The sequence below is a fragment of the Pseudomonas corni genome (genome assembly GCF_057128765.1).
Genome location: NZ_JBSKHW010000020.1, coordinates 1 through 24,182, shown reverse-complemented (window position 1 = coordinate 24,182; position 24,182 = coordinate 1). Strand labels below are relative to the sequence as shown.

General features: G+C 58.5%; 21 protein-coding genes. 16 read left to right on the top strand and 5 right to left on the bottom strand.

All coding sequences use genetic code 11. The annotated features are described in order from the left end of the window. The first annotated feature begins 1,171 nt into the window (after positions 1–1,171). The 14 genes from aceA (at position 1,172) to nuoN (ending at position 17,884) form a co-directional block, all read left to right on the top strand. On the top strand, positions 1,172–2,497 hold the full coding sequence (gene aceA / locus ACWKV9_RS24670) for an isocitrate lyase (protein ID WP_483838721.1): 1,326 nt from the start codon (positions 1,172–1,174) through the stop codon (positions 2,495–2,497). A gap of 445 nt (positions 2,498–2,942) precedes the next feature. Beyond that, positions 2,943–3,356 carry an NADH-quinone oxidoreductase subunit A gene (locus ACWKV9_RS24665; protein WP_268796984.1) on the top strand — a complete coding sequence of 138 codons (414 nt, stop codon included), beginning with the start codon at positions 2,943–2,945 and terminating at the stop codon, positions 3,354–3,356. A gap of 10 nt (positions 3,357–3,366) precedes the next feature. Then, the gene (locus ACWKV9_RS24660; RefSeq protein WP_003174719.1) at positions 3,367–4,041 is read left to right on the top strand and encodes a NuoB/complex I 20 kDa subunit family protein; all 675 of its coding nucleotides are present in this window, start codon (positions 3,367–3,369) and stop codon (positions 4,039–4,041) included. Between the two features lie 73 nt (positions 4,042–4,114). Further along, on the top strand, positions 4,115–5,896 hold the full coding sequence (nuoC, locus tag ACWKV9_RS24655) for an NADH-quinone oxidoreductase subunit C/D (protein ID WP_483838720.1): 1,782 nt from the start codon (positions 4,115–4,117) through the stop codon (positions 5,894–5,896). Between the two features lie 2 nt (positions 5,897–5,898). Beyond that, complete coding sequence (nuoE, locus tag ACWKV9_RS24650) at positions 5,899–6,396, top strand: NADH-quinone oxidoreductase subunit NuoE (RefSeq protein ID WP_483838719.1); 498 nt, start codon at positions 5,899–5,901, stop codon at positions 6,394–6,396. Next, positions 6,393–7,751, top strand: coding sequence for an NADH-quinone oxidoreductase subunit NuoF (nuoF, locus tag ACWKV9_RS24645; RefSeq protein WP_483838718.1), 1,359 nt, complete (start codon positions 6,393–6,395; stop codon positions 7,749–7,751). The genes nuoE and nuoF overlap by 4 nt, the downstream gene beginning before the upstream one ends. Before the next feature lie 137 nt (positions 7,752–7,888). Further along, the gene (gene nuoG, locus ACWKV9_RS24640) at positions 7,889–10,606 is read left to right on the top strand and encodes an NADH-quinone oxidoreductase subunit NuoG (RefSeq protein ID WP_483838717.1); all 2,718 of its coding nucleotides are present in this window, start codon (positions 7,889–7,891) and stop codon (positions 10,604–10,606) included. Further along, positions 10,603–11,610 carry an NADH-quinone oxidoreductase subunit NuoH gene (gene nuoH, locus ACWKV9_RS24635; protein WP_483838716.1) on the top strand — a complete coding sequence of 336 codons (1,008 nt, stop codon included), beginning with the start codon at positions 10,603–10,605 and terminating at the stop codon, positions 11,608–11,610. The genes nuoG and nuoH overlap by 4 nt, the downstream gene beginning before the upstream one ends. Before the next feature lie 11 nt (positions 11,611–11,621). After that, positions 11,622–12,170 (top strand): NADH-quinone oxidoreductase subunit NuoI, encoded by a 549-nt coding sequence (gene nuoI, locus ACWKV9_RS24630; RefSeq protein WP_268796992.1) that lies wholly within the window; start codon positions 11,622–11,624, stop codon positions 12,168–12,170. Positions 12,171–12,179: 9 nt separating this feature from the next. Beyond that, entirely contained in the window at positions 12,180–12,677 is a 498-nt protein-coding gene (nuoJ, locus tag ACWKV9_RS24625) for an NADH-quinone oxidoreductase subunit J (protein ID WP_483838715.1), read from the top strand. Positions 12,678–12,681: 4 nt separating this feature from the next. After that, entirely contained in the window at positions 12,682–12,990 is a 309-nt protein-coding gene (nuoK, locus tag ACWKV9_RS24620) for an NADH-quinone oxidoreductase subunit NuoK (protein WP_268796994.1), read from the top strand. Then, complete coding sequence (gene nuoL / locus ACWKV9_RS24615) at positions 12,987–14,834, top strand: NADH-quinone oxidoreductase subunit L (RefSeq protein ID WP_483838714.1); 1,848 nt, start codon at positions 12,987–12,989, stop codon at positions 14,832–14,834. Before nuoK ends, nuoL begins: the two co-directional genes overlap by 4 nt. Positions 14,835–14,886: 52 nt before the next feature. Then, positions 14,887–16,419, top strand: coding sequence for an NADH-quinone oxidoreductase subunit M (nuoM, locus tag ACWKV9_RS24610; RefSeq protein ID WP_483838713.1), 1,533 nt, complete (start codon positions 14,887–14,889; stop codon positions 16,417–16,419). Between the two features lie 7 nt (positions 16,420–16,426). Further along, complete coding sequence (nuoN, locus tag ACWKV9_RS24605) at positions 16,427–17,884, top strand: NADH-quinone oxidoreductase subunit NuoN (protein WP_483838712.1); 1,458 nt, start codon at positions 16,427–16,429, stop codon at positions 17,882–17,884. Positions 17,885–18,511: 627 nt separating this feature from the next. Here nuoN and ACWKV9_RS24600 read toward each other — a convergent pair. From ACWKV9_RS24600 to ACWKV9_RS24580, 5 genes are all read right to left on the bottom strand, one after another. Then, on the bottom strand, positions 18,512–19,576 hold the full coding sequence (locus ACWKV9_RS24600; RefSeq protein WP_483838711.1) for an AI-2E family transporter: 1,065 nt from the start codon (positions 19,574–19,576) through the stop codon (positions 18,512–18,514). A gap of 116 nt (positions 19,577–19,692) precedes the next feature. Next, a complete protein-coding gene (locus ACWKV9_RS24595) occupies positions 19,693–21,018 on the bottom strand; it encodes a sensor histidine kinase (protein WP_483838710.1) in 1,326 nt (441 codons plus the stop codon). Further along, the gene (locus ACWKV9_RS24590) at positions 21,015–21,683 is read right to left on the bottom strand and encodes a response regulator transcription factor (RefSeq protein ID WP_483838709.1); all 669 of its coding nucleotides are present in this window, start codon (positions 21,681–21,683) and stop codon (positions 21,015–21,017) included. The genes ACWKV9_RS24595 and ACWKV9_RS24590 overlap by 4 nt, the downstream gene beginning before the upstream one ends. Continuing rightward, positions 21,684–21,998 (bottom strand): PepSY domain-containing protein, encoded by a 315-nt coding sequence (locus ACWKV9_RS24585; protein WP_483838708.1) that lies wholly within the window; start codon positions 21,996–21,998, stop codon positions 21,684–21,686. Beyond that, positions 21,998–22,306 (bottom strand): PepSY domain-containing protein, encoded by a 309-nt coding sequence (locus ACWKV9_RS24580; protein WP_483838707.1) that lies wholly within the window; start codon positions 22,304–22,306, stop codon positions 21,998–22,000. The genes ACWKV9_RS24585 and ACWKV9_RS24580 overlap by 1 nt, the downstream gene beginning before the upstream one ends. Before the next feature lie 168 nt (positions 22,307–22,474). On the opposite strand from ACWKV9_RS24580, the gene ACWKV9_RS24575 reads away from it, so the two are divergent. Continuing rightward, positions 22,475–23,557 carry a patatin-like phospholipase family protein gene (locus ACWKV9_RS24575; RefSeq protein WP_483838706.1) on the top strand — a complete coding sequence of 361 codons (1,083 nt, stop codon included), beginning with the start codon at positions 22,475–22,477 and terminating at the stop codon, positions 23,555–23,557. A gap of 104 nt (positions 23,558–23,661) precedes the next feature. After that, entirely contained in the window at positions 23,662–24,018 is a 357-nt protein-coding gene (gene queD / locus ACWKV9_RS24570; RefSeq protein ID WP_483838705.1) for a 6-carboxytetrahydropterin synthase QueD, read from the top strand. The last annotated feature ends 164 nt before the right edge of the window (positions 24,019–24,182 follow it).

Sequence of the window (24,182 nt, the reverse complement as noted above, 5' to 3'; positions counted from 1 at the left end):
GCGATTGGCAGTTACTCAGCGGATAGGTCGTGCCGCGATCCCCTGTAGGCAATCCGAGGTAACGAGGGTCGCGATCCAGTGCGCAGCGCTGGCAACACTGGCGAATCCAACATCGTTACGACTGCTTCGCAGCCGATCGCGGCCTCGCGCTGCTCGTACGCTCCTACAGGTACGGCGGACACCTGCGAATGTGGTAACGCGATTGGCAGTTACTCAGCGGATAGGTCGTGCCGCGACCCCCTGTAGCAGCAATCCGAGGTAACGAGGGTCGCGATCCAGTGCGCAGCGCTGGCAACACTGGCGAATCCAAGATCGTTACGACTGCTTCGCAGCCGATCGCGGCCTCGCGCTGCTCGTATGCTCCTACAGGTACGGCGGATACCTGCACATGTGTGGCAACGCGATTGGCAGTTACTCAGCAGATAGGTCGTGCCGCGATCCCCTGTAGGAGCAATCCGAGGTAACGAGGGTCGCGATCCAGTGCGCAGCGCTGGCAACACTGGCGAATCCGCCATCGTTACGACTGCTTAGCAGCCGATCGCGGCATCGTGCTGCTCGTGCACTCCTACAGGTACGGAGTTCACCGGAGAAACGCGTTGCCAGTTGATTTGAAGCGTTAATGATGCCGCGCCGCAGTTCCCGCAAATCCAGCACCAAACGGACCAAAACTGACTGATGAGTCGTATTAGACTAATTATGTAGTGCCTGCAGAAAAGCACTACAAAACGTTTGACGGACCAAAATTGACGAGGCATGATTGCCTCGCTCCCGCTAATCAGAGGTTTGCACAAAGCCTCCGGATCGATGCTCTAACCCACCCAACTTGAGCCGGTTCGTGTCTGTATCGCCCACAAGGCAGTTTGATGAGATGGCGACTGGAACGAAGTTGTCCTGAGGGACGGAAGCGTTATTGGTCGATTGGTGAAACAGTTTGAGGTCTGCACTACACGGCATCCACGAGCCAGGGTATGCAGCTTCATCTCACTTCTTTGCCGCACTCTTCCCTCCCCTGAACCCTTCGATCACCTGTCGCTATCGCGTCCAATGCAGGCTTGATGTCCCGCTGATCAGCGAGCAACCGCTGACGCGCTTTTCGAAACCGGCCGTCATGCGGTGGAGCAAGGAGCTTTCCCTCAAGACTCACCAAGACCTATGCGACGAGGTTTACCCCATGGCACAGACACGCGAACAACAAATTGCAGCCATCGAGAAAGACTGGGCCGAGAATCCACGCTGGAAAGGCGTGACTCGCACTTATTCGGCTGCTGACGTCGTCCGCCTGCGCGGTTCGGTTCAACCTGAACACACATTCGCAAAATTGGGCGCTGATAAACTTTGGAATCTGGTCACGCAGGGCGCTAAGCCGTCCTTCCGACCAGACAAGGATTTCGTCAACTGCATGGGCGCCCTCACCGGCGGCCAGGCTGTACAGCAGGTAAAAGCGGGCATTCAGGCGATTTACTTGTCTGGCTGGCAGGTCGCGGCGGACAACAACTCAGCAGAGTCGATGTACCCGGACCAGTCGCTGTACCCGGTTGACTCGGTACCTACCGTGGTCAAGCGCATCAACAACTCGTTCCGCCGCGCCGACCAGATCCAGTGGAAAGCTGGCAAGAACCCTGGCGATGAAGGCTACATCGATTACTTCGCGCCGATCGTGGCTGACGCAGAAGCCGGTTTCGGCGGCGTATTGAACGCCTACGAACTGATGAAAAGCATGATCGAAGCAGGCGCCGCTGGCGTGCACTTCGAAGACCAGTTGGCTTCGGTGAAAAAATGCGGTCACATGGGTGGCAAGGTCTTGGTGCCGACTCAGGAAGCCGTGCAGAAGCTGGTTGCAGCACGCCTGGCAGCTGACGTTGCTGGCGTTCCGACCATCATCCTGGCGCGGACCGATGCCAACGCGGCCGATCTGCTGACCTCTGATTGCGACCCGTATGACCAACCGTTCGTGACCGGCACTCGTACCGCAGAAGGCTTTTATAAAGTGCGTGCCGGTCTGGATCAGGCAATCGCTCGCGGCCTGGCTTACGCCCCGTATGCCGATCTGATCTGGTGCGAAACCGCCAAGCCGGATCTGGACGAAGCGCGTCGCTTTGCCGAAGCGATCAAGAAGGAATACCCGGACCAGTTGCTGTCGTACAACTGCTCGCCTTCTTTCAACTGGAAGAAGAACCTGGACGACGCGACCATCGCCAAATTCCAGCGCGAACTGTCGGCGATGGGCTACAAGCATCAATTCATCACTCTGGCTGGCATCCACAACATGTGGCACAGCATGTTCAACCTGGCGCACGACTACGCCCGCAACGACATGACCGCCTACGTGAAGCTGCAGGAACAAGAGTTCGCTGACGCGGCGAAGGGCTACACCTTCGTGGCCCACCAGCAGGAAGTGGGCACCGGTTACTTCGACGACGTGACCACCGTGATTCAGGGTGGTAAGTCGTCGGTCACCGCGCTGACCGGCTCCACCGAAGAAGAGCAGTTCCACTAAGCATCAGGAACGCTCGGCAGAAGGCCGCCCTCAGAGGCGGCCTTTTTTTGCGCCTCGTTTTTTGTAACCGGACAGGCAAAGATTAAATAGCGGCCGTAATTATCCAAGCTATGGTTAGCGCTGCACCGCTAACTTTTTTGAAGAGGCCCTTCATAAACAACCTGACAACCGTTAAATGATATTAATTATCATTTAAGCCGTCGATTTCCTGTTGCCGTTTGTGTGAAACATAATTAACAGAAACAGTCGTAATGCCCGCAGCCCATGGCCCTAAGCACTAAAAGCGTGACCTATCTCATTAATCCTACGAATAAATTTGATGCAGAAAATTTACTTGCCTACGGTTTGCACATAAAATCCCGGAATTGGTTCACTGCGACATATCGTCACTGCCTAATCTTTTTTCAAGCACAGAGACCTTTGCTCTCTGATAAGGACTGCCAGCATGCCCGAATCGACAGGTTTGATTGCCCACAACTGGGGCTTCGCCATTTTCCTTTTGGGTGTTGTCGGCCTTTGCGCCTTCATGCTCGGCCTCTCCAGCCTCCTGGGTTCGAAAGCCTGGGGGCGCAGCAAAAACGAACCTTTCGAATCCGGCATGCTGCCCACTGGCGGCGCCCGTCTGCGTCTCTCCGCAAAATTCTATCTGGTCGCGATGCTCTTCGTGATTTTCGACATTGAAGCCCTTTTTCTCTTTGCCTGGTCTGTGTCCGTCCGCGAAAGCGGCTGGACCGGATTCGCCGAAGCTCTCGTTTTCATAGCAATTCTGTTGGCAGGTCTTGTCTACCTATGGCGTGTGGGGGCTCTCGACTGGGCGCCTGAAGGACGTCGTAACCGGCAAGCGAAGCTAAAACAATGAGGCTTTGGCAATGCAATACAATCTCACCAGGATCGACCCGGATGCTCCTAACGAGCAATACCCCATCGGCGAGCGGGAAACCGTTTCCGATCCGTTAGAAGACCAAGTCCACAAAAACATTTACATGGGCAAGCTTGAAGACGTGCTGAGCGGCGCGGTCAACTGGGGACGCAAAAACTCCCTGTGGCCGTACAACTTCGGCCTTTCGTGCTGCTACGTGGAAATGACCACTGCCTTCACGGCGCCCCACGACATCGCACGCTTTGGCGCCGAGGTTATCCGGGCATCGCCGCGTCAGGCGGATTTCATGGTTATCGCCGGTACCTGCTTCATCAAGATGGCGCCGATCATTCAGCGTCTCTACGAGCAAATGCTCGAACCTAAATGGGTCATCTCCATGGGTTCGTGTGCCAACTCTGGTGGCATGTACGACATCTATTCCGTGGTCCAGGGTGTGGACAAATTCCTCCCCGTGGATGTCTACGTGCCCGGCTGCCCGCCCCGCCCCGAAGCGTTTCTGCAAGGCTTGATGCTGTTGCAGGAATCCATCGGCAAGGAACGTCGCCCTCTTTCCTGGGTTGTCGGTGATCAAGGCGTTTACCGCGCCGAGATGCCGTCGCAAAAGGAACAGCGCCGCGAACAGCGAATCGCAGTCACCAATCTGCGCAGCCCCGACGAAGTCTGATCCAGATCTGTTCCTTACAAAGAAACGAGTCCCTGGCTTCATTCGTTACGTTGACCCAAAGCGATAAAAAACCATGACTACAGGCAGTGCTCTGTACATCCCGCCTTACAAGGCTGACGACCAAGATGTCGTCGTTGAATTGCATAACCGTTTTGGCGCCGAGGCGTTCACCGCCCAGGAAACCCGCACTGGCATGCCGGTGCTTTGGGTAGAACGCGCCAAGCTGTTCGAAATCATGACGTTCCTGCGCAACGTGCCCAAGCCGTACTCGATGCTGTATGACCTGCACGGCGTCGATGAGCGTCTGCGCACCAAGCGTCGCGGTTTGCCGGGCGCCGATTTCACCGTGTTCTACCACCTGCTGTCGGTTGAGCGGAACAGCGACGTGATGATCAAAGTGGCGCTGTCCGAGGGCGACCTCAGCGTGCCAACCATCACCAGCATCTGGCCCAACGCCAACTGGTACGAGCGTGAAGTGTGGGACATGTTCGGCATCGACTTTGCCGGTCACCCGCACCTGAGCCGCATCATGATGCCGCCGACCTGGGAAGGTCACCCGCTGCGCAAGGACTACCCTGCCCGCGCCACGGAATTCGATCCGTACAGCCTGACGCTTGCCAAACAGCAACTGGAAGAAGAAGCCGCGCGCTTCCGTCCGGAAGACTGGGGCATGAAGCGCTCCGGCACCAACGAGGACTACATGTTCCTCAACCTGGGGCCGAACCACCCTTCGGCTCACGGTGCGTTCCGTATCGTGCTGCAACTGGACGGTGAAGAAATCGTCGACTGCGTGCCGGACGTCGGTTACCACCACCGTGGTGCCGAGAAGATGGCCGAGCGTCAGTCCTGGCACAGCTTCATTCCCTACACCGACCGTATCGATTACCTCGGCGGGGTGATGAACAACCTGCCGTACGTGTTGGCGGTCGAGAAGCTGGCGGGCATCAAGGTGCCGGACAAGGTCGACACCATCCGCATCATGATGGCCGAGTTCTTCCGGATCACCAGCCACCTGCTGTTCCTGGGTACTTACATCCAGGACGTCGGCGCCATGACTCCGGTGTTCTTCACCTTCACCGACCGGCAAAAAGCCTACACGGTGATCGAAGCCATCACTGGTTTCCGTCTGCACCCGGCCTGGTATCGCATCGGCGGCGTCGCCCACGACCTGCCGCGCGGCTGGGAAAAACTGGTCAAGGACTTCGTCGAGTGGTTGCCAAAACGTCTGGACGAATACCAGAAGGCTGCGTTGGACAACAGCATCCTCAAAGGTCGGACCATCGGCGTCGCTGCCTATAACACCAAGGAAGCGCTGGAATGGGGCGTCACTGGCGCCGGCCTGCGTTCTACCGGTTGCGATTTCGATCTGCGTAAAGCGCGTCCGTACTCGGGCTACGAGAACTTCGAGTTCGAAGTGCCGCTGGCCGTCAATGGCGATGCCTATGACCGTTGCATCGTGCGCGTCGAAGAGATGCGCCAGAGCATCAAAATCATCGACCAGTGCATGCGCAACATGCCGGAAGGCCCGTACAAGGCGGATCACCCGCTGACCACGCCGCCGCCAAAAGAGCGCACCTTGCAGCACATCGAGACCCTGATCACCCACTTCCTGCAGGTTTCGTGGGGCCCGGTCATGCCGGCCCAGGAATCCTTCCAGATGATCGAAGCGACCAAGGGCATCAACAGTTATTACCTGACGAGCGACGGCGGCACCATGAGCTACCGTACCCGGATCCGCACCCCAAGCTTCCCGCATCTGCAACAGATCCCTTCGGTGATCAAAGGCAGCATGGTCGCGGACTTGATCGCGTACCTGGGTAGTATCGACTTCGTTATGGCTGACGTGGACCGCTAAGCATGAATAGCACGCTTATCCAGACAGATCGTTTCGCCCTGAGCGAAACCGAGCGCTCGGCCATCGAGCACGAAATGCATCACTACGAAGACCCGCGCGCGGCGTCGATCGAAGCCCTGAAGATCGTTCAGAAGGAACGCGGCTGGGTCCCGGACGGCGCGATTTACGCCATCGGCGACGTGCTGGGCATTCCCGCCAGCGACGTTGAAGGCGTGGCGACGTTCTATAGCCAGATCTTCCGTCAGCCGGTGGGCCGCCACATCATTCGCGTGTGCAACAGCATGGTCTGCTTCATCGCCGGTCACGAAGATATAGTCGGTGAAATCCAGAGCAAGCTGGGCATCGGCCTTGGGCAAACCACCGCCGATGGCCGCTTCACCCTGTTGCCTGCCTGCTGTCTGGGCAATTGCGACAAGGCGCCAGCGGTGATGATCGACGACGACACTTTCGGCAATCTACAGCCAGCTGGCGTCGCCACCTTGCTGGAGGGTTACGTATGACCATTACCTCCTTCGGCCCGGCCAACCTGATCAAGCGCGCCCCGGAAACCCATCCGCTCACCTGGCGTCTGCGTGATGACGGCGAACCGGTGTGGTTCGATGAATACCAGACCAAAGACGGTTACGCCGCAGCGCGCAAAGCGTTCGCCACGCAATCGCCCGATGAAATCGTCCAGGCCGTCAAAGACTCCGGTCTCAAAGGCCGCGGCGGTGCAGGCTTCCCCACGGGCGTTAAGTGGGGGCTGATGCCCAAAGACGAATCCATGAACATCCGTTACCTGCTGTGTAACGCCGATGAAATGGAGCCCAACACCTGGAAAGACCGCATGCTGATGGAGCAACTGCCCCATCTGCTGATCGAAGGCATGCTCATCAGTGCCCGCGCGCTGAAAGCCTATCGCGGCTACATCTTTCTGCGCGGCGAATACACCACTGCGGCGGTGCATCTGCGTCGCGCGGTGAAAGAAGCCGAAGCCGCTGGCCTGCTGGGCAAGAACATCCTCGGCACCGGCTTTGATTTCGAGCTGATCGTGCACACCGGCGCCGGGCGTTATATCTGCGGCGAAGAAACCGCACTGATCAACTCCCTCGAAGGACGTCGCGCCAACCCGCGCTCCAAGCCGCCCTTCCCCGCTGCTGTGGGCGTGTGGGGCAAGCCGACGTGCGTGAACAACGTCGAAACCCTGTGCAACGTCCCGGCCATCGTCAACAACGGCAACGACTGGTACAAGTCGCTGGCCCGTGAAGGCAGTGAAGACCACGGCACCAAGCTGATGGGCTTCTCCGGCAAAGTGAAGAACCCTGGCCTGTGGGAATTGCCATTCGGCCTGCCCGCTCGCGAGCTGTTCGAAGACTACGCCGGTGGCATGCGCGACGGTTACAAGCTCAAGTGCTGGCAGCCCGGCGGCGCGGGTACTGGCTTCCTGCTCCCTGAACATCTGGACTGCCTGTTCTATGCCGGCGGCGTCGCCAAAGTCGGCACCCGTATGGGCACCGGTCTGGCGATGGCGGTGGACGACAAGGTCAACATGGTCTCCTTGCTGCGCAACATGGAAGAGTTCTTCTCGCAAGAGTCGTGCGGTTTCTGCACCCCTTGTCGCGACGGCTTGCCTTGGAGCGTGAAGATGCTGCGCGCCCTCGAAAATGGTCAAGGCCAAGCGGGCGATATTGAGACGCTGCTGGGGTTGGTCAACTTCCTCGGTCCAGGCAAGACCTTCTGCGCCCACGCACCGGGCGCCGTGGAACCCTTGGGCAGCGCGATCAAGTACTTCAGGCCGGAATTTGAGGCAGGCATTGCACCCACACGTGCAGGCGACCTCAATCAGGTCGTGACGCCGACAGTGGTTGGCGCATAACAAGACAGACCGGTCGGTGGCTCACAAGGCTGCCGTCCTTAATACCCGACTGCGCCGAAAAGGCTGTTTGAGTCGGGTAGCACCGAGATTCCATTAGCCACGCCCGCTGACACCGGGCCAACGAAGACCTTTGAACCATGGCCACTATCCACGTAGACGGCAAAGCGCTCGAAGTCGATGGCGCAGACAACCTGTTACAGGCGTGTCTGTCGCTGGGCCTCGACATCCCTTATTTCTGCTGGCACCCGGCACTTGGCAGCGTTGGCGCCTGTCGCCAGTGCGCGGTCAAGCAGTACACCGACGAGAACGACACCCGTGGTCGTATCGTCATGTCCTGCATGACCCCTGCCACCGACGGCAGCTGGATCTCCATCGAAGACGAAGAAGCGAAAGTGTTTCGCGCCAGCGTCGTCGAATGGTTGATGACCAACCACCCGCACGACTGTCCGGTGTGCGAAGAAGGCGGTCACTGCCACCTGCAAGACATGACGGTGATGACCGGCCACAACGAGCGCCGTTATCGCTTCACCAAACGCACGCACCAGAACCAGGACCTTGGTCCGTTCATTTCCCACGAAATGAACCGCTGCATCGCCTGCTATCGCTGCGTGCGCTTCTATAAAGACTACGCGGGCGGCACTGACCTGGGCGTGTTCGGCGCCCACGACAACGTGTACTTCGGTCGTGTTGAAGACGGCGTGCTGGAAAGCGAGTTCTCCGGCAACCTCACCGAGGTCTGCCCGACCGGTGTGTTCACCGACAAGACTCACTCCGAGCGTTACAACCGTAAATGGGACATGCAGTTTTCGCCGAGCATCTGCCACGGCTGTTCCAGCGGTTGCAACATCAGCCCGGGCGAGCGTTATGGCGAAATCCGCCGTATCGAAAACCGCTACAACGGCTCGGTGAACCAGTACTTCCTGTGTGACCGCGGCCGTTTTGGTTATGGCTACGTCAACCGCGAAGACCGTCCGCGTCAGCCGCTGCTGGCCGACGGCAACGTCAAGCTGAGCCTCGACGCTGCTCTGGACAAGGCGGCTGAGCTGCTGCGCGGTCGCAACATCGTTGGCATCGGTTCGCCCCGCGCCAGCCTTGAAAGCAACTTCGCCCTACGTGAACTGGTCGGTCCCGAGCACTTCTATTCGGGTATCGAAGCGGGCGAGCTTGAGCGTATTCGCCTGATCGCCAAGGTCCTGAAAGACAGCCCGCTGCCGATTCCCAACCTGCGCGAAGTCGAAGAGCACGACGCCGTGTTCGTGCTTGGTGAAGACGTCACGCAAACCGCTGCGCGCATGGCCCTGGGCTTGCGTCAGTCGGTGAAGAACAAAGCCGAAGACATGGCCGCTGCGATGAAAGTCCAGCCATGGCTCGACGCTGCAGTGAAGAACATCGGTCAGCACGAGCTGAACCCGCTGTTCATCGCCAGCCTGGCTGAAACTCGTCTCGACGACGTCGCCGAAGAATGCGTTCACGCAGCTCCGGACGATCTGGCACGCATCGGTTTCGCCGTGGCTCACGCCATCGACCCAAGCGCACCGGCCGTGGCGGGTCTGGACAGCGAAGCGCTGGAACTGGCGCAGCGTATCGCCACTGCCCTGCTCGAAGCCAAACGTCCGCTGATCATCTCCGGCAGCTCGCTGGGTTCCAACGCGCTGATCGAAGCCGCGGCCAACATCGCCAAAGCCCTGAAGCTGCGCGGCAAAAACGGTTCATTGAGTCTGATCGTACCGGAAGCCAACAGCATGGGCCTGGCCCTGTTCGGTGGTGATTCGCTGGATGATGCGCTGCAAGCGGTGATCTCCGGTAAGGCCGACGCCCTCGTAGTGCTGGAAAATGACCTGTTCACCCGCGTCGATGCGGCGACGGTCGATGCCGCGCTCAAGGCTGCGAAAGTGGTGATCGTTGCTGACCATCAGAAAACTGCGACTTCCGATCGTGCTGATCTGGTGCTGCCAGCGGCAAGCTTTGCCGAGGGCGACGGCACGCTGGTCAGCCAGGAAGGCCGCGCCCAGCGCTTCTTCCAGGTCTACGACCCGACGTATCTCGATGCCAGCATCCAGATTCACGAAGGCTGGCGCTGGCTGCATGCCCTGCGCGCTACCCTGCTGAATCAGCCAGTGGACTGGACTCAGCTCGACCACGTGACCGCTGCCGTTGCCAAGAGCAACACGCAACTGGCGGGCATCGTCGGTGCCGCGCCGTCTGCCGCGTTCCGTATCAAAGGTCTGAAGCTGGCTCGCGAACCGCTGCGTTATAGCGGCCGGACTGCCATGCGCGCCAATATCAGCGTGCACGAGCCACGTACCTCTCAGGATGTCGATTCGGCGTTTTCGTTCTCGATGGAAGGCTATTCGGGTTCGGTCGAACCGCGTCAGCAGGTGCCGTTCGCCTGGTCCCCGGGCTGGAACTCGCCCCAAGCGTGGAACAAGTTCCAGGATGAAGTCGGTGGTCACCTGCGTGCGGGCGATCCGGGCGTGCGCCTGATCGAAAGCAGCGGCGACAACCTGAGCTGGTTCGCCAATGTGCCGCGCGCTTTTGCCCCGGCTCAAGGCACCTGGCAGGTCGTGCCGTTCTATCACCTGTTCGGCAGCGAGGAAAACTCCTCTAAAGCCGCACCGGTTCAGGAACGCATTCCGCAAGCCTACGTCGCGCTGGCCAAGTCCGAAGCGGACCGCCTGGGCGTCAACGACGGTGCCCTGCTCAGCCTGAACGTTGCCGGCCAGACATTGCGTCTGCCGCTGCGCATCGATGAAGAACTGGGCGCAGGCCTGGTGGCATTGCCTGCAGGTCTGCCGGGCATTCCGCCAGCCCTGTTCGGCAAAACCGTGGACGGTCTGCAGGAGGCAGCGCAATGACGTGGTTCACCCCTGAAGTGATCGACTCGATCATCGCCGCCCTCAAAGCCATCGTGATCCTGCTGGCCGTGGTGGTTTGCGGCGCCTTCCTCAGCTTCGTCGAACGTCGTCTGCTGGGCTGGTGGCAAGACCGTTACGGTCCGAACCGCGTCGGCCCGTTTGGCTTGTTCCAGATTGCGGCGGACATGCTGAAAATGTTCTTCAAGGAAGACTGGAACCCGCCCTTCGTCGACAAGGTGATCTTCACCCTGGCGCCGGTGGTTGCAATGAGCGCGCTGTTGATCTCGTTCTCGATCATCCCGGTCACTCAGACCTGGGTCGTCGCTGACCTGAACATCGGCTTGCTGTTCTTCTTTGCGATGGCAGGTCTGTCGGTGTACGCGGTGCTGTTCGCCGGTTGGTCGAGCAACAACAAGTACGCTCTGCTGGGCAGCCTGCGGGCCTCGGCGCAAACCGTGTCCTATGAAGTGTTCATGGGCCTGTCGCTGATGGGCATCGTGGTTCAGGCTGGCTCGTTCAACATGGGCGACATCGTTGCCTATCAGGCGAACAACCTGTGGTTCATCATTCCGCAGTTCTTCGGTTTCTGTACCTTCTTCATCGCAGGCGTAGCTGTGACTCACCGTCACCCATTCGACCAGCCGGAAGCGGAACAGGAATTGGCCGACGGTTACCACATCGAATACGCCGGCATGAAATGGGGCATGTTCTTCGTCGGTGAATACATCGGCATCATCCTGATCTCGGCGCTGTTGGTGACGTTGTTCTTCGGTGGCTGGCACGGCCCGTTCAACATCCTGCCGCAGCTGTCGTTCATGTGGTTTGTACTGAAAACCGCGTTTTTCATCATGATCTTCATTTTGCTGCGGGCCTCGATCCCTCGCCCGCGCTATGACCAAGTGATGGATTTCAGCTGGAAATTCTGCCTGCCGCTGACCCTGATCAATCTGCTGGTGACCGCTGCCGTCGTGTTGTTGAACACGCCAGCGGGCTCGGTTCAGTGAGGATTTGACCCATGTTCAAATATATTGGCGACATCATTAAGGGTACCGGTACCCAGTTGCGCAGCATGGTCATGATCTTTGGTCATGGCTTTCGCAAGCGCGACACCCTGCAATACCCCGAAGAAGCGGTTTACCTGCCACCGCGCTACCGTGGCCGCATCGTCCTGACCCGCGACCCCGATGGCGAAGAGCGCTGCGTGGCCTGCAACCTGTGCGCCGTGGCCTGCCCGGTGGGTTGCATCTCGCTGCAGAAAGCTGAAACCGAAGACGGTCGCTGGTACCCGGACTTCTTCCGTATCAACTTCTCGCGCTGCATCTTTTGCGGTCTCTGCGAGGAAGCTTGCCCGACTACCGCGATCCAGCTGACACCGGATTTCGAGATGGCCGAGTTCAAACGTCAGGATCTGGTCTACGAGAAGGAAGATCTGCTGATCTCCGGCCCGGGCAAGAACCCTGATTACAACTTCTACCGCGTTGCGGGGATGGCGATCGCTGGCAAGCCTAAAGGCTCTGCGCAGAACGAAGCCCAACCGATCAACGTCAAGAGCTTGCTGCCTTAAGGAAGAAAGATGGAATTCGCTTTCTATTTCGCATCCGGCATCGCTGTTGTGGCCACCCTTCGGGTGATCACCAACACGAACCCGGTGCATGCCCTGCTCTACCTGATCATCTCGCTGATCGCCGTGGCCATGACCTTTTTTGCCCTCGGCGCGCCGTTCGCCGGTGTGCTGGAAGTGATCGCCTACGCTGGCGCCATCATGGTGCTGTTCGTGTTCGTGGTGATGATGCTGAACCTGGGCCCGGCCTCGGTTCAGCAAGAACGCGCCTGGCTTAAACCCGGCATCTGGCTGGGTCCGATCCTGCTTTGCGGCCTGTTGCTGGCTGAACTGCTTTACGTCCTGTTCGCCAATCCGACCGGCGCTGGCATCGGCCACACCACGGTAGACGCCAAGGCAGTCGGTATCAGCCTGTTCGGTCCTTACCTGTTGGTGGTCGAACTGGCTTCGATGCTGCTGCTCGCTGCCGCCGTTACGGCGTTCCACCTCGGCCGCGAGGCGAAGGAGTAAAGCCATGAATGCAATCCCTCTCGAACACGGTCTGGCTGTCGCCGGCATCCTGTTCTGCCTCGGCCTGGCGGGCCTGTTGGTACGCCGCAACATTCTTTTCGTGTTGATGAGCCTGGAAATAATGATGAACTCTGCCGCTCTGGCCTTCGTCGTGGCGGGTAGCCGCTGGGCGCAGCCGGACGGTCAGATCATGTTCATTCTGGTGATCAGCCTTGCCGCCGCCGAAGCCAGTATTGGCCTGGCGATCCTGCTGCAGCTGTATCGCCGCTTCCACACGCTCGATATCGACGCTGCCAGCGAGATGCGCGGATGAACCTACTCTTTCTCACTTTCGTCTTTCCTCTGATCGGCTTCCTGCTGCTGTCGTTTTCACGCGGGAAAATCTCGGAAAACCTTGCGGCCCTAATCGGTGTCGGTTCCATTGGCCTTTCAGCCATTGTCGCCGCCTACATTATCTGGCAATTCAACGTGGCGCCGCCTTCGGGTGGTCACTACACCCAAGTGCTGTGGCAGTGGATGTCGGTTGACGGCTTCGCACCCAACTTCGCGCTGTATCTGGACGGCTTGTCCGTCACGATGCTGGGCGTGGTGGTCGGTGTCGGCTTCCTGATCCACCTGTTCGCTTCCTGGTACATGCGTGGTGAAGAGGGCTATTCGCGCTTCTTTGCGTACACCAACCTCTTCATTGCCAGCATGCTGTTCCTGATCCTTGGCGATAACCTGTTGTTCCTGTACTTCGGCTGGGAAGGCGTGGGCCTGTGCTCGTACCTGTTGATCGGTTTCTACTACAGCAACCGCAACAACGGTAACGCCGCACTCAAGGCCTTTATCGTCACCCGCATCGGCGACGTGTTCATGGCCATCGGCCTGTTCATCCTGTTCCAGCAACTGGGCACGCTGAACGTGCAAGAGCTGCTGGTGCGTGCGCCGGAGCACTTCAAGGTAGGCGACTTCTGGATTGTGCTAGCGACGTTGATGCTGCTGGGCGGTGCTGTCGGTAAATCCGCTCAACTGCCGCTGCAGACCTGGCTGGCGGACGCGATGGCCGGTCCGACGCCTGTTTCGGCACTGATCCACGCCGCAACCATGGTAACGGCCGGTGTTTACTTGATCGCCCGTACTCACGGCTTGTTCGCCCTGGCGCCGGACATCCTGCACCTGGTCGGCATCGTTGGTGGTGTGACATTGGTGTTGGCAGGTTTTGCCGCACTGGTGCAGACCGACATCAAACGCGTCCTCGCCTACTCGACCATGAGCCAGATTGGCTACATGTTCCTGGCACTGGGCGTCGGCGCCTGGGAAGGCGCGATCTTCCACCTGATGACTCACGCGTTCTTCAAGGCGCTGTTATTCCTTGCCTCCGGTGCGGTAATCGTGGCCTGCCATCACGAGCAGAACATCTTCAAGATGGGCGGTCTGTGGAAGAAACTGCCTTTGGCGTACGCCAGCTTCATCGTCGGCGGCGCGGCATTGTCTGCCCTGCCGTTGCTGACTGCAGGCTTCTACTCCAAAGACGAAATCCTCTGGGAAGCCTTTGCCAGCGGCCACGACTATCTGCTTTACGCAGGTCTGGTTGGCGCGTTCATGACTTCGCTCTACACCTTCCGCCTGATCTTCATCGCCTTCCACGGCGAAGCGAAGACCGAAGCCCACGCCGGTCACGGCATCGCTCACTGGCTGCCATTGAGCGTGCTGATCGTGCTGTCGACGTTCATCGGCGCGTGGATTCACCCACCGTTGGCGGGTGTGTTGCCAGAAAGCGTTGGTCACGCAGGCGGCGAAGCCAAGCACAGTCTGGAAATCGCCTCGGGCGCCATCGCCCTGGCCGGTATTCTGCTGGCAGCCTTGCTGTTCCTGGGCAAGCGTCGTCTGGCTACTGCCATCGCCAACAGCGGTCCGGGGCGTTTCCTCTCGGCCTGGTGGTTCGCGGCATGGGGTTTCGACTGGGTCTACGACAAGCTCTTCGTCAAGCCGTATCTGGCGATCAGTCACGTGCTGCGTGGCGACCCACTGGACCACACCATCGGTGTGATCCCTCGACTGGTCAAAGGCGGTCACGTCCTGATGACCCGCACCGAGACTGGACAACTGCGTTGGTACGCCGCTTCGATCGCCGCAGGTGCCGTTCTGGTACTCGGCGCGATTGTGCTGGTCTGATGAGTCGATCTGACATGAACCTTGCGAATTTGCGAAAGGAATTGAGCCCGTCATGATTCTGCCCTGGCTAATCCTGATCCCCTTTATCGGCGGCCTGCTGTGCTGGCAAGGTGAGCGCTTCGGCCCTACCCTGCCGCGCTGGATTGCGCTGTTGACAATGTCCCTCGAAACGGCCCTGGGCCTCTGGGTGTGGAGTACTGGCACGTTCAGTTACGCACCTGCTCCCGGCGCCGACCCGACCTGGGCCCTTGAATTCAAGCACATGTGGATCGAACGCTTCGGCATCAGCGTCCACCTGGCGCTCGATGGCCTGTCGTTGCTGATGATCCTGCTGACTGGCCTGCTCGGCGTGCTGTCGGTGTTGTGCTCGTGGAAAGAGATCCAGCGTAACGTTGGCTTCTTCCACCTCAACCTGATGTGGATTCTGGGCGGTGTGGTTGGCGTGTTCCTCGCCATCGACCTGTTCATGTTCTTCTTCTTCTGGGAAATGATGCTGGTGCCGATGTATTTCCTCATCGCGCTCTGGGGTCACAGTTCGGCAGACGGCAAGAAGACCCGGATCTACGCCGCGACCAAGTTCTTCATCTTCACTCAGGCCAGCGGTCTGATCATGTTGGTGGCGATCCTGGGTCTGGTGCTGGTCAACTTCAACCAGACCGGCGTGATCACCTTCAGCTACGCCGAGTTGCTTAAAGCCAAGCTGTCCAACAGCACCGAGTACATCCTGATGCTGGGCTTCTTCATCGCCTTCGCGGTGAAGCTGCCGATCGTGCCGCTGCACTCCTGGTTGCCGGACGCTCACGCCCAGGCGCCAACGGCAGGTTCGGTCGATCTGGCCGGTATCCTGCTGAAGACAGCGGCTTACGGCCTGCTGCGTTTTGCCCTGCCGCTGTTCCCTAACGCCTCGGCCGAGTTTGCACCGATCGCGATGACCCTGGGTTTGATTGGGATCTTCTACGGCGCCTTCCTGGCTTTCGCGCAGACCGACATCAAGCGCCTGATCGCGTTTTCCAGCGTTTCGCACATGGGCTTCGTGCTGATCGGCATCTACTCCGGCAGCCAGCAAGCACTGCAAGGCGTAGTGGTTCAGATGCTGGCTCACGGTCTGTCGGCTGCGGCGCTGTTTATCCTCAGCGGCCAGTTGTACGAGCGTCTGCACACCCGGGACATGCGTCAGATGGGCGGCTTGTGGAACAAGATCGCATACCTGCCGGCCATCAGCCTGTTCTTCGCGGCCGCCTCTCTCGGCTTGCCGGGGACCGGTAACTTCGTCGGCGAGTTCCTGATCCTGCTGGGCGCGTTCGTGGCGACCCCGTGGATCTCCTCGATTGCGACGACAGGTCTGGTGTTCGGTTCGGTCTACTCGCTGATCATGATTCACCGCGCCTACTTCGGCCCGTCCAAATCGGACGACGTCTTGAAGGGCATGGATGGACGGGAATTGACGATGGTGCTCGGTCTGGCGGTGTTGCTGGTGCTGCTCGGGGTTTACCCGCAGCCAGTGCTCGACACCTCGGCGGCGACCATGCATGGCGTGCAGCAATGGCTCAGCACCGCCTTCACTCAACTCGCTTCGGCCCGGTAAGAGCGCTATGGACCTGACGATTCAACACTTTATTGCGCTGGCGCCGCTGCTGATCACCAGTCTCACCATTGTTGTGGTGATGCTCGGGATCGCATGGCGTCGCAATCACTCGCAATCGTTCCTGCTGACCGTGGCAGGACTCAACCTGGCGCTGCTGTCGATCTACCCGGCCCTCAAGGTCGCGCCTCTAGTGGTCACGCCACTGCTGCAGATCGACGCGTTCGCTTGCCTGTACATGGCGATCATTCTGGTCTCGACGCTGGCCTGCGTGACTCTGGCTCACGCCTATCTGGGTGAAGGCAAAGCGGGCTATCCCGGCAACCGTGAAGAGCTTTACCTGCTGATCCTGATGGCCGCTGCTGGCGGTCTGGTTCTGGTAGCCGCGCAACATCTGGCCGGTTTGTTCATCGGTCTGGAGTTGCTCTCGGTGCCGGTCTACGGGCTGGTGGCGTATGCCTTCTTCAACAAGCGTTCGCTGGAAGGCGGCATCAAGTACATGGTGCTGTCGGCCGCAGGTTCGGCGTTTCTGCTGTTCGGTATGGCATTGCTTTACGCAGATGCGGGCACGTTGAGCTTCACCGGTATTGGCAAGGCCATCGAAGCCACCGGTATGCCAAGCACCCTTGCTTCGCTGGGCTTGGGCATGATGCTGGTAGGTCTGGGCTTCAAGCTGTCGCTGGTGCCGTTCCACTTGTGGACACCGGACGTGTACGAAGGCGCCCCTGCCCCGGTGGCCGCTTTCCTCGCCACGGCCAGTAAAGTGGCGGTGTTTGCGGTGATGGTGCGTCTGTTCCAGATCTCCCCTGCTGCCAGCAGCGGCGTGTTGACCGATGTGATGTCGGTGATCGCGGTGGCCTCGATCCTGGTGGGTAACCTGCTGGCCCTGACGCAAACCAACCTCAAACGTCTGCTGGGTTACTCGTCCATCGCTCACTTCGGTTACCTGATGATCGCCATGGTGGCGAGCAAGGGCATGGCCGTCGAGGCGATCAGCGTTTACCTGGTGACCTACGTGCTGACCAGCCTGGGCGCGTTCGGTGTGATCACGTTGATGTCGTCGCCTTACACCGGCCGCGATGCTGATGCGCTGTTCGAGTACCGTGGTCTCTTCTGGCGCCGTCCGTACCTGACAGCAGTGCTGACCGTAATGATGCTGTCGCTGGCGGGTATTCCGCTGACGGCGGGCTTCATCGGCAAGTTCTACATCATCGCCACCGGCGTTGAGTCGCACTTGTGGTGGCTGACCGGTTCGCTGGTGCTGGGTAGCGCGATTGGCGTTTTCTACTACCTGCGCGTGATGGTCACCCTGTATCTACAGGACTCCAAGATCCAGCGCCACGATGCCCCGTTCAACTGGGCGCAGCGTGCGGGTGGTGTGATGCTGCTGGGGATTTCGCTGCTGGCATTTTTCCTCGGTGTTTATCCGCAACCGCTGCTGACGCTGGTGCAGCACGCTGGGTTGTGATGGATATCTGAGGTACAAAAAACCCTGCTCTTTAGCAGGGTTTTTTTATGGGTGTTCTGTGCAGGTTGCGCGATCCCGTAGGAGCTGCCGAAGGCTGCGATTGTGGGGGCTGGCGCAGCGGGATTGCGTTTATATCCGTTATTTGGGGTGTTGCTGATATCGGTTGCGCCCTTACGGCGCGTCACTTTGTCTTGGCAAAGTAACCAAACCGTTTCGCTCCCGTGTCCGGCCCCTCCTTCGTCGGGGTTCCCTCGACTCCGGCATTGCTCCGCCGGGACGCGCCAAACGGACATCCATGTCCTGGTGGCGCTCGCACGACATCCCTGTCGTGCGCCCGGCTCCGCAACACCTGCGCTCGGCCTCCCAAAGTCGCAATTTTTGGCGTTTACAAAATCTCGGCATGACAGAAAAAAAAGCGAAAAGCCCAAAGCGCGCTTCGCTTTTGCTCTTCACGCGCAACAGTCTAAACATCACAAAACGCGACTTGGGTGCAGGCCGAACGCAGGCGGCGCGCAGTGGGATGGCAGGCAGGGACGCCCGCCAAGCGCCGTCAGGACATAGATGTCCGTTCGGCGCGTGCCACACCATCACACAAGACCCAAAAACCAAAAACCAAAAACCAAAACGCTATCCCGGCAATCTCACCGTCTGCTTGGCACTGGTGAACAACCCCCACGTCGACATGAACAACGCAGCGATCATAGGCCCGATCACAAAACCATTGAGCCCAAACACCGCCATCCCGCCAAGGGTCGAAATCAGAATCAGGTAATCAGGCATCCGCGTATCCTTGCCCACCAAAATCGGCCGTAGCACGTTATCCACCAGACCAATCACAAACACCCCGAACAAACTGAGCACTACACCCTGCCAAATCATTCCGCTAAGCAGAAAATACGCAGCAACGGGCGCCCAGACGATTCCCGCCCCGACGGCGGGCAGTAGCGACAGAAACGCCATCAGTACTGCCCACAGCAACGCGCTGGGGATGTCGAGAATCCAGAAGATCAGTCCGCCCAGCGCACCTTGTGTGATAGCCACCACGACGTTGCCTTTCACTGTCGCCCGCACGACGCGGGTGAACTTCAACTGCAGACGGCGCTTCTGAGGTTCCGCCAATGGAAAGGCGATACGGATTTTCCGTACCAGATCCTGCCCATCACGCAGAAAGAAAAACAGCAGATACAACATGATGAAAAAGCTCACCACGAAGTCGAAAGTGCCCTGGCCGAAGCTGAACGCCTGAGTCGCCAGATACTGGCTGCCCTGCATCGCGCCTTTGGCGATCTTGTCGCGCAGGCCTTCGAAATCCCCCATGCCCATGCGATCCAGCAAATGCTGTATCGGGGCAGGCAGCAACACTTTGAACTCAGCCAGGTATTTGGCCACGTCGAGCTGGCCGCTTTCGACACTCTTATAAAGCGTGGCGCCTTCTTGAACCATCAGGGCACTAATGATGATGACGGGCAGAATCGCTATCACCAGACAGATCATCAGCGTGCACAAGGACGTGATATTGCGCTTCCAGCCGAACTTGGCGAGCAGGCGGCGTTGCAGCGGTGCGAAAATGATCCCCAAGATCACCGCCCAGAACACTGCTCCGTAAAATGGCAGCATGATCCAGATGAACGCGATGGTGACCAGCACCAACAGCAGCATCAGGGTTTTGTATTGAAGTGTGGTTTCGTTCATTTCTCGTCCGTGTCCATCGAGCCGCACTTTGCGCGCGTCCTGTTGGTTAGTCCGTCAAACGCAACAGGAGTGCCGCTGCTTCTGCGCGCTGGACTAAGGCCGAATGGGCGTGGACGTCAGTCGGGCGTGTTGCGATCAGGCAATTGGATTCGAATCTGCAGTCCTCCGGACTGGCTTTCCAGCAGCTGCAGCGCGCCACCCCAAGACTCAACGATGTCTTTAACGATCCCAAGCCCCAAGCCATGCCCGTCAACCTGCTCATCAAGACGGTTGCCTCGGCCAAGGACCTCATCACGGCGCACCTCGGGAATTCCGGGGCCATCATCGTTGATCAGCAGCAAATAAGACTGATCCTGATGCCGGATGTCCAGGCTGACCATGCTGTCTGCCCACTTGCAGGCGTTATCCAGCAGGTTACCCAGTAACTCAAGCACGTCCTCGCGATCCCACGGCAAGGTCAGACCGGGAGACACCTGATTGATGAGGTCAAGGTGTTCGCCATGAATCATGCGCAGGGTTGAAAACAAGCCGGGCAGTTCAGCGTCACAATTGAAATGGCTGCCCGGCAAAGCATCGCCGGACAATCTCGCACGGTTTAACTCGCGCTCAAGGCGGTGCTGAATCTGCTGCAACTGTTCGCGCAACGTCTGGCGGACGTGCGCAGGCAGATCGTAGCGCTTGCCTTCAGCGATACTGATCAACACCGCCAACGGCGTCTTCAAGGCGTGTCCGAGATTTCCCAAGGCGTTGCGCGAACGCTTGAGGCTGTCTTCTGTGTGGGCCAGCAGGTGGTTGATCTGCGCCACTAGCGGTTCGAGTTCCAGCGGCACCTGGTTATCCAGTTGAGAGCGCTGCCCCTGCTGCAATTGCAGGATTTGCGCGCGCGCTTTGTCCAGCGGACGCAAGGCGCGGCGCACGGTGACCCGCTGCAGGACAAGAATCAGAATAAGCGCTGCCAGTCCCAGCCCCAGGCCGATCTGCTGCACGCGCTGAAAGCTGGCTTTGACCGGACTGTAATCCTGGGCGACAGTAATGGAGATCTGTTGGCCAAACTTGCGGTATTCCTGGTGTAGCAACAGAAGCGACTGGTCACTTTTTTCCAGTTTGAGGTCAGCGTAGAGACCCGTTTGATCAGGCTGCGGCAATTCGAGGTCCCACAACGAGCGGGAACGCCAGTGACCATCCTCGAAATCGATCCGAAAATAATGCCCGGAATACGGGCGCTGATAGCCTGGCGACAGGCGATGCTCATCGAGTTGCAGGCCGTCAGGGCCTTTCACCAAGGCCACCAGCAGCAATTCACTGTCGTTGCGTAAGCCGGATTCGAGATAGCGCTGAAGCCCGACTTCGAACAACCACAGACTGGTCTGCGCGAGCACCAGGCCCACTATCAACAGCACGCTGATCAACCCCAGACTGAGTCGCGCCTGTATCGACTTCAACCTAGCTTCCCGCCAAATCGATAGCCCTGACCTCGGCGCGTTTCGATGACAGTCTTGCCGAGTTTGCGACGCAGATGATTGACGTGCACTTCGATCACATTGGAATCGCGCTCGTTCTCACCGTCGTACAAGTGTTCAGCCAGATGGCTTTTAGAAAGGATTTGCTCCGGATGCAGCATGAAGTAGCGCAGCAAACGGAACTCAGCAGACGTTAGTTGTATTTCCAGACCGTCGCGGCTTACCGTTTGCCGACCTTCATCCAGATGCAGCCCGGCCGCCTGCAGCGTCGGTTGGTTGGCCAGCCCGTGTGAGCGTCGCAGCAGCGCCTGAATCCGCAGCTGTAGCTCCTCTGGATGGAAGGGTTTGGTGAGGTAATCGTCGGCGCCGACCTTCAGCCCTTCGATTCGCTCAGCCCAGGAACCGCGCGCGGTCAGTACCAGCACCGGCGTCGATAGTCCTTTGGCGCGCCATTGCTGCAATACCTCAAGGCCGGACAACCCCGGCAAACCCAGATCAAGAACGATGAGGTCGTAGGGCTCGCTGGCGCCCTGATGGACAGCATCACGACCGTCCGCGAGCCAATCTACGGCATAGCCCTGTCGCCCCAGCGCACTGATCAGTTCGTCGGCTAGGGGAACGTGATCCTCAACCAATAACAGGCGCATTCAGTCATCTTCCTTGTCATCGAGCAATCGTGTATCACGGGCGTCGAATTTAAGCTCACGAACAACGCCGTCCTTCGTGAGCAATTCGATTTCGTAGATCAACACGCCATGTTTTTCTTCAAGCTCGGCCTCAAGAAGCTTCGAACCGGAATAGCGTCCCAAGGCCTGTCCGATGAATTGCTCCAGCGGCAGAATGACGCCCTGCTGACGTAGCGCCAGAGCCTCGTCCTGATTCAGGTCCTTGGCGTGGCTCAGAGTCGATAACGATATCGCGATCAGCCCGATACATTGCCAAGGGCGCTTATTTACCCTCATTACGTGTCCTGATGGTCCTTGAGTACCTGGCCGGTCGCAGCGTCCAATTCGATATCCCATTCAACGCCTTTGGCGTCACGCAGCTCGACTTGATAAACATGCTTGCCATACTGCTCTTCCAGCTCGGTATCGGTGATTGTCGCATTGGCGTGTTTGGCTAGTGCAATGGCGTTGAGTTTTTCGAAGGATTGGATAGTACCCGCATCGCGCAGACGAAGGGCTTCATCCGGTCCCAAATCTTTTGCCTGGACGATGCCGGCCGAGACAGCGATGGCGCACGCAGTGAGAAGAGCAGTCAAAGTTTTCATGTTGGAACTCCGTTTTGTTTATGAGGTTTACGGAGCCCACGTTAACCAGCTCAACTTAATTCAAACTGAATTTTCTGGCTACATGCCATCATTAACTGACTTCGCGGGCGCGAGGTTCTGATGAATGAAAACTCGATATAATTCGCCGAGAATCAGAACGGAGGGTTGATGAGCGCTATTCACATAAAGTCGCGGGCGTTGACGATCAGGGCTGGCAAACGTGCGATGGCGCGAATTCGCCGTAACGGTTTGTCGCCTGAGGATGTCGGCATAATTCCGGGCGCCGCCGGTGGACCCAAAGCGTTGGGGATTCAAGGCCTCGATCTTGCGCTATTTGGTGACTGGCTGCTTCGCGCACCTAGAGAGCGCTCCCTTATCGGAGCCTCGATTGGCTCGTGGCGATTTGCGAGTGCGTGTCTGCCTGATCCTGTCGAAAGCATCAAACGACTCGGAGCGCTCTACAACGAACAGAGCTTCGCCAAAGGCGTGACAATGGCTGAAGTCAGCCACAGTTGCATCAAGATGCTCGATGACCTTTTTCAGGGACGCGATGCCAGTGTTCTTGAGAACCCACACTATCGTCTCAACATCATGATCGTCAAAAGTCATGGCCTGCTGGCGGGAGATCACCGAGGCGGATTGGGGCTTGGGCTTTCGTCGGTGATCGCGAACAATCTTATCGGGCGTGGGCGTCTGTCGCGTCATTTTGAGCGGCTGATCATGCACGACTCGCGCTTGCCCCCTCCCCTCGCACCGCTGACTGATTTCCCGTCACGTTACTTGCCTCTGGCAATATCGAATCTGCGGCAGGCGTTGCTCGCATCTGGGTCTATTCCGATGGTGATGCAAGGCGTGTTGGACATCCCGGGAGTGGGGCCGGGTACGTTCAGGGATGGTGGGTTACTCGACTATCATTTGGATCTTCCATACAGCGGCAGCGATATCGTCCTTTATCCGCATTTCACCGACAAAATCGTTCCGGGCTGGTTTGATAAAGCATTGCCTTGGCGCCGTGGTGATCTTGGCCGTCTTCAGAATGTGGTGCTGCTTTCGCCATCGCCCGAGTACCTGGCGAGTCTGCCAGCAGGCAAACTTCCAGACCGCAGTGATTTCAAACGGTATGTGGGCAGAGCTAAGGAGCGGCAAGCGCATTGGCGCAAAGCCATGGCAGAGAGTGAGCGCTTGGGCGATGAGTTTCTGGCGCTGGCTGGCAGCGGACGCATTGGCGAAATGCTATTGCCCTTGGTTTAACCGCTTGGTCAGGTTCTGGTTGCCCAATGAGTAAACCAATGCGGTAAACTCGCGCCCTGCCTTTATCGCCTTGGCGATCGCCCTACTTCAGGACCCAAGACACTGTGGAAATTTTTAAAGAGTTTACGTTCGAATCTGCGCACCGCCTCCCCCACGTACCAGAGGGTCATAAATGCGGACGCTTGCACGGACACTCGTTTCGAATCGCTATCTATCTGGAAGGCGAGCCTGACTCTCACACTGGCTGGATTCGAGACTTTTCGGAGATCAAGACGATCTTCAAGCCCCTGTATGAGCGGCTTGATCATAACTACCTCAATGACATTCCGGGCCTGGAAAATCCAACCAGTGAAGTGCTGGTGAAATGGATCTGGAAGGAGCTCAAGCCTCTTCTGCCGGAACTCTCCGCGCTTCGCATCCACGAGACCTGTACCAGTGGCTGCGTATACCGCGGGGATTGATGCGGGTATGTCGTTACGAAAAACCACCTTCGGGTGGTTTTTTATTATCTGTAGGTCGAGCGGCCAACATGAGTGTTTTGAAAGTTTCCGAGCGCCCAAAACAAAACCCCTCACCGCGTAAGCGATGAGGGGTTTCGGAATTTAATCTTGACGATGACCTACTC

Bases quoted from the DNA above. Each gene is read 5' to 3' on its own strand.
- nuoH (WP_483838716.1), top strand. From the start codon at position 10,603: ATGACGTGGTTCACCCCTGAAGTGATCGACTCGATCATCGCCGCCCTC.
- ACWKV9_RS24665 (WP_268796984.1), top strand. From the start codon at position 2,943: ATGCCCGAATCGACAGGTTTGATTGCCCACAACTGGGGCTTCGCCATT.
- nuoG (WP_483838717.1), top strand. From the start codon at position 7,889: ATGGCCACTATCCACGTAGACGGCAAAGCGCTCGAAGTCGATGGCGCA.
- ACWKV9_RS24575 (WP_483838706.1), top strand. From the start codon at position 22,475: ATGAGCGCTATTCACATAAAGTCGCGGGCGTTGACGATCAGGGCTGGC.
- nuoI (WP_268796992.1), top strand. From the start codon at position 11,622: ATGTTCAAATATATTGGCGACATCATTAAGGGTACCGGTACCCAGTTG.
- nuoN (WP_483838712.1), top strand. From the start codon at position 16,427: ATGGACCTGACGATTCAACACTTTATTGCGCTGGCGCCGCTGCTGATC.
- nuoK (WP_268796994.1), top strand. From the start codon at position 12,682: ATGAATGCAATCCCTCTCGAACACGGTCTGGCTGTCGCCGGCATCCTG.
- aceA (WP_483838721.1), top strand. From the start codon at position 1,172: ATGGCACAGACACGCGAACAACAAATTGCAGCCATCGAGAAAGACTGG.
- ACWKV9_RS24580 (WP_483838707.1), bottom strand. From the start codon at position 22,306: ATGAAAACTTTGACTGCTCTTCTCACTGCGTGCGCCATCGCTGTCTCG.
- nuoL (WP_483838714.1), top strand. From the start codon at position 12,987: ATGAACCTACTCTTTCTCACTTTCGTCTTTCCTCTGATCGGCTTCCTG.
- nuoJ (WP_483838715.1), top strand. From the start codon at position 12,180: ATGGAATTCGCTTTCTATTTCGCATCCGGCATCGCTGTTGTGGCCACC.
- ACWKV9_RS24590 (WP_483838709.1), bottom strand. From the start codon at position 21,683: ATGCGCCTGTTATTGGTTGAGGATCACGTTCCCCTAGCCGACGAACTG.
- ACWKV9_RS24585 (WP_483838708.1), bottom strand. From the start codon at position 21,998: ATGAGGGTAAATAAGCGCCCTTGGCAATGTATCGGGCTGATCGCGATA.
- ACWKV9_RS24660 (WP_003174719.1), top strand. From the start codon at position 3,367: ATGCAATACAATCTCACCAGGATCGACCCGGATGCTCCTAACGAGCAA.
- nuoE (WP_483838719.1), top strand. From the start codon at position 5,899: ATGAATAGCACGCTTATCCAGACAGATCGTTTCGCCCTGAGCGAAACC.
- nuoM (WP_483838713.1), top strand. From the start codon at position 14,887: ATGATTCTGCCCTGGCTAATCCTGATCCCCTTTATCGGCGGCCTGCTG.
- nuoC (WP_483838720.1), top strand. From the start codon at position 4,115: ATGACTACAGGCAGTGCTCTGTACATCCCGCCTTACAAGGCTGACGAC.
- nuoF (WP_483838718.1), top strand. From the start codon at position 6,393: ATGACCATTACCTCCTTCGGCCCGGCCAACCTGATCAAGCGCGCCCCG.
- ACWKV9_RS24600 (WP_483838711.1), bottom strand. From the start codon at position 19,576: ATGAACGAAACCACACTTCAATACAAAACCCTGATGCTGCTGTTGGTG.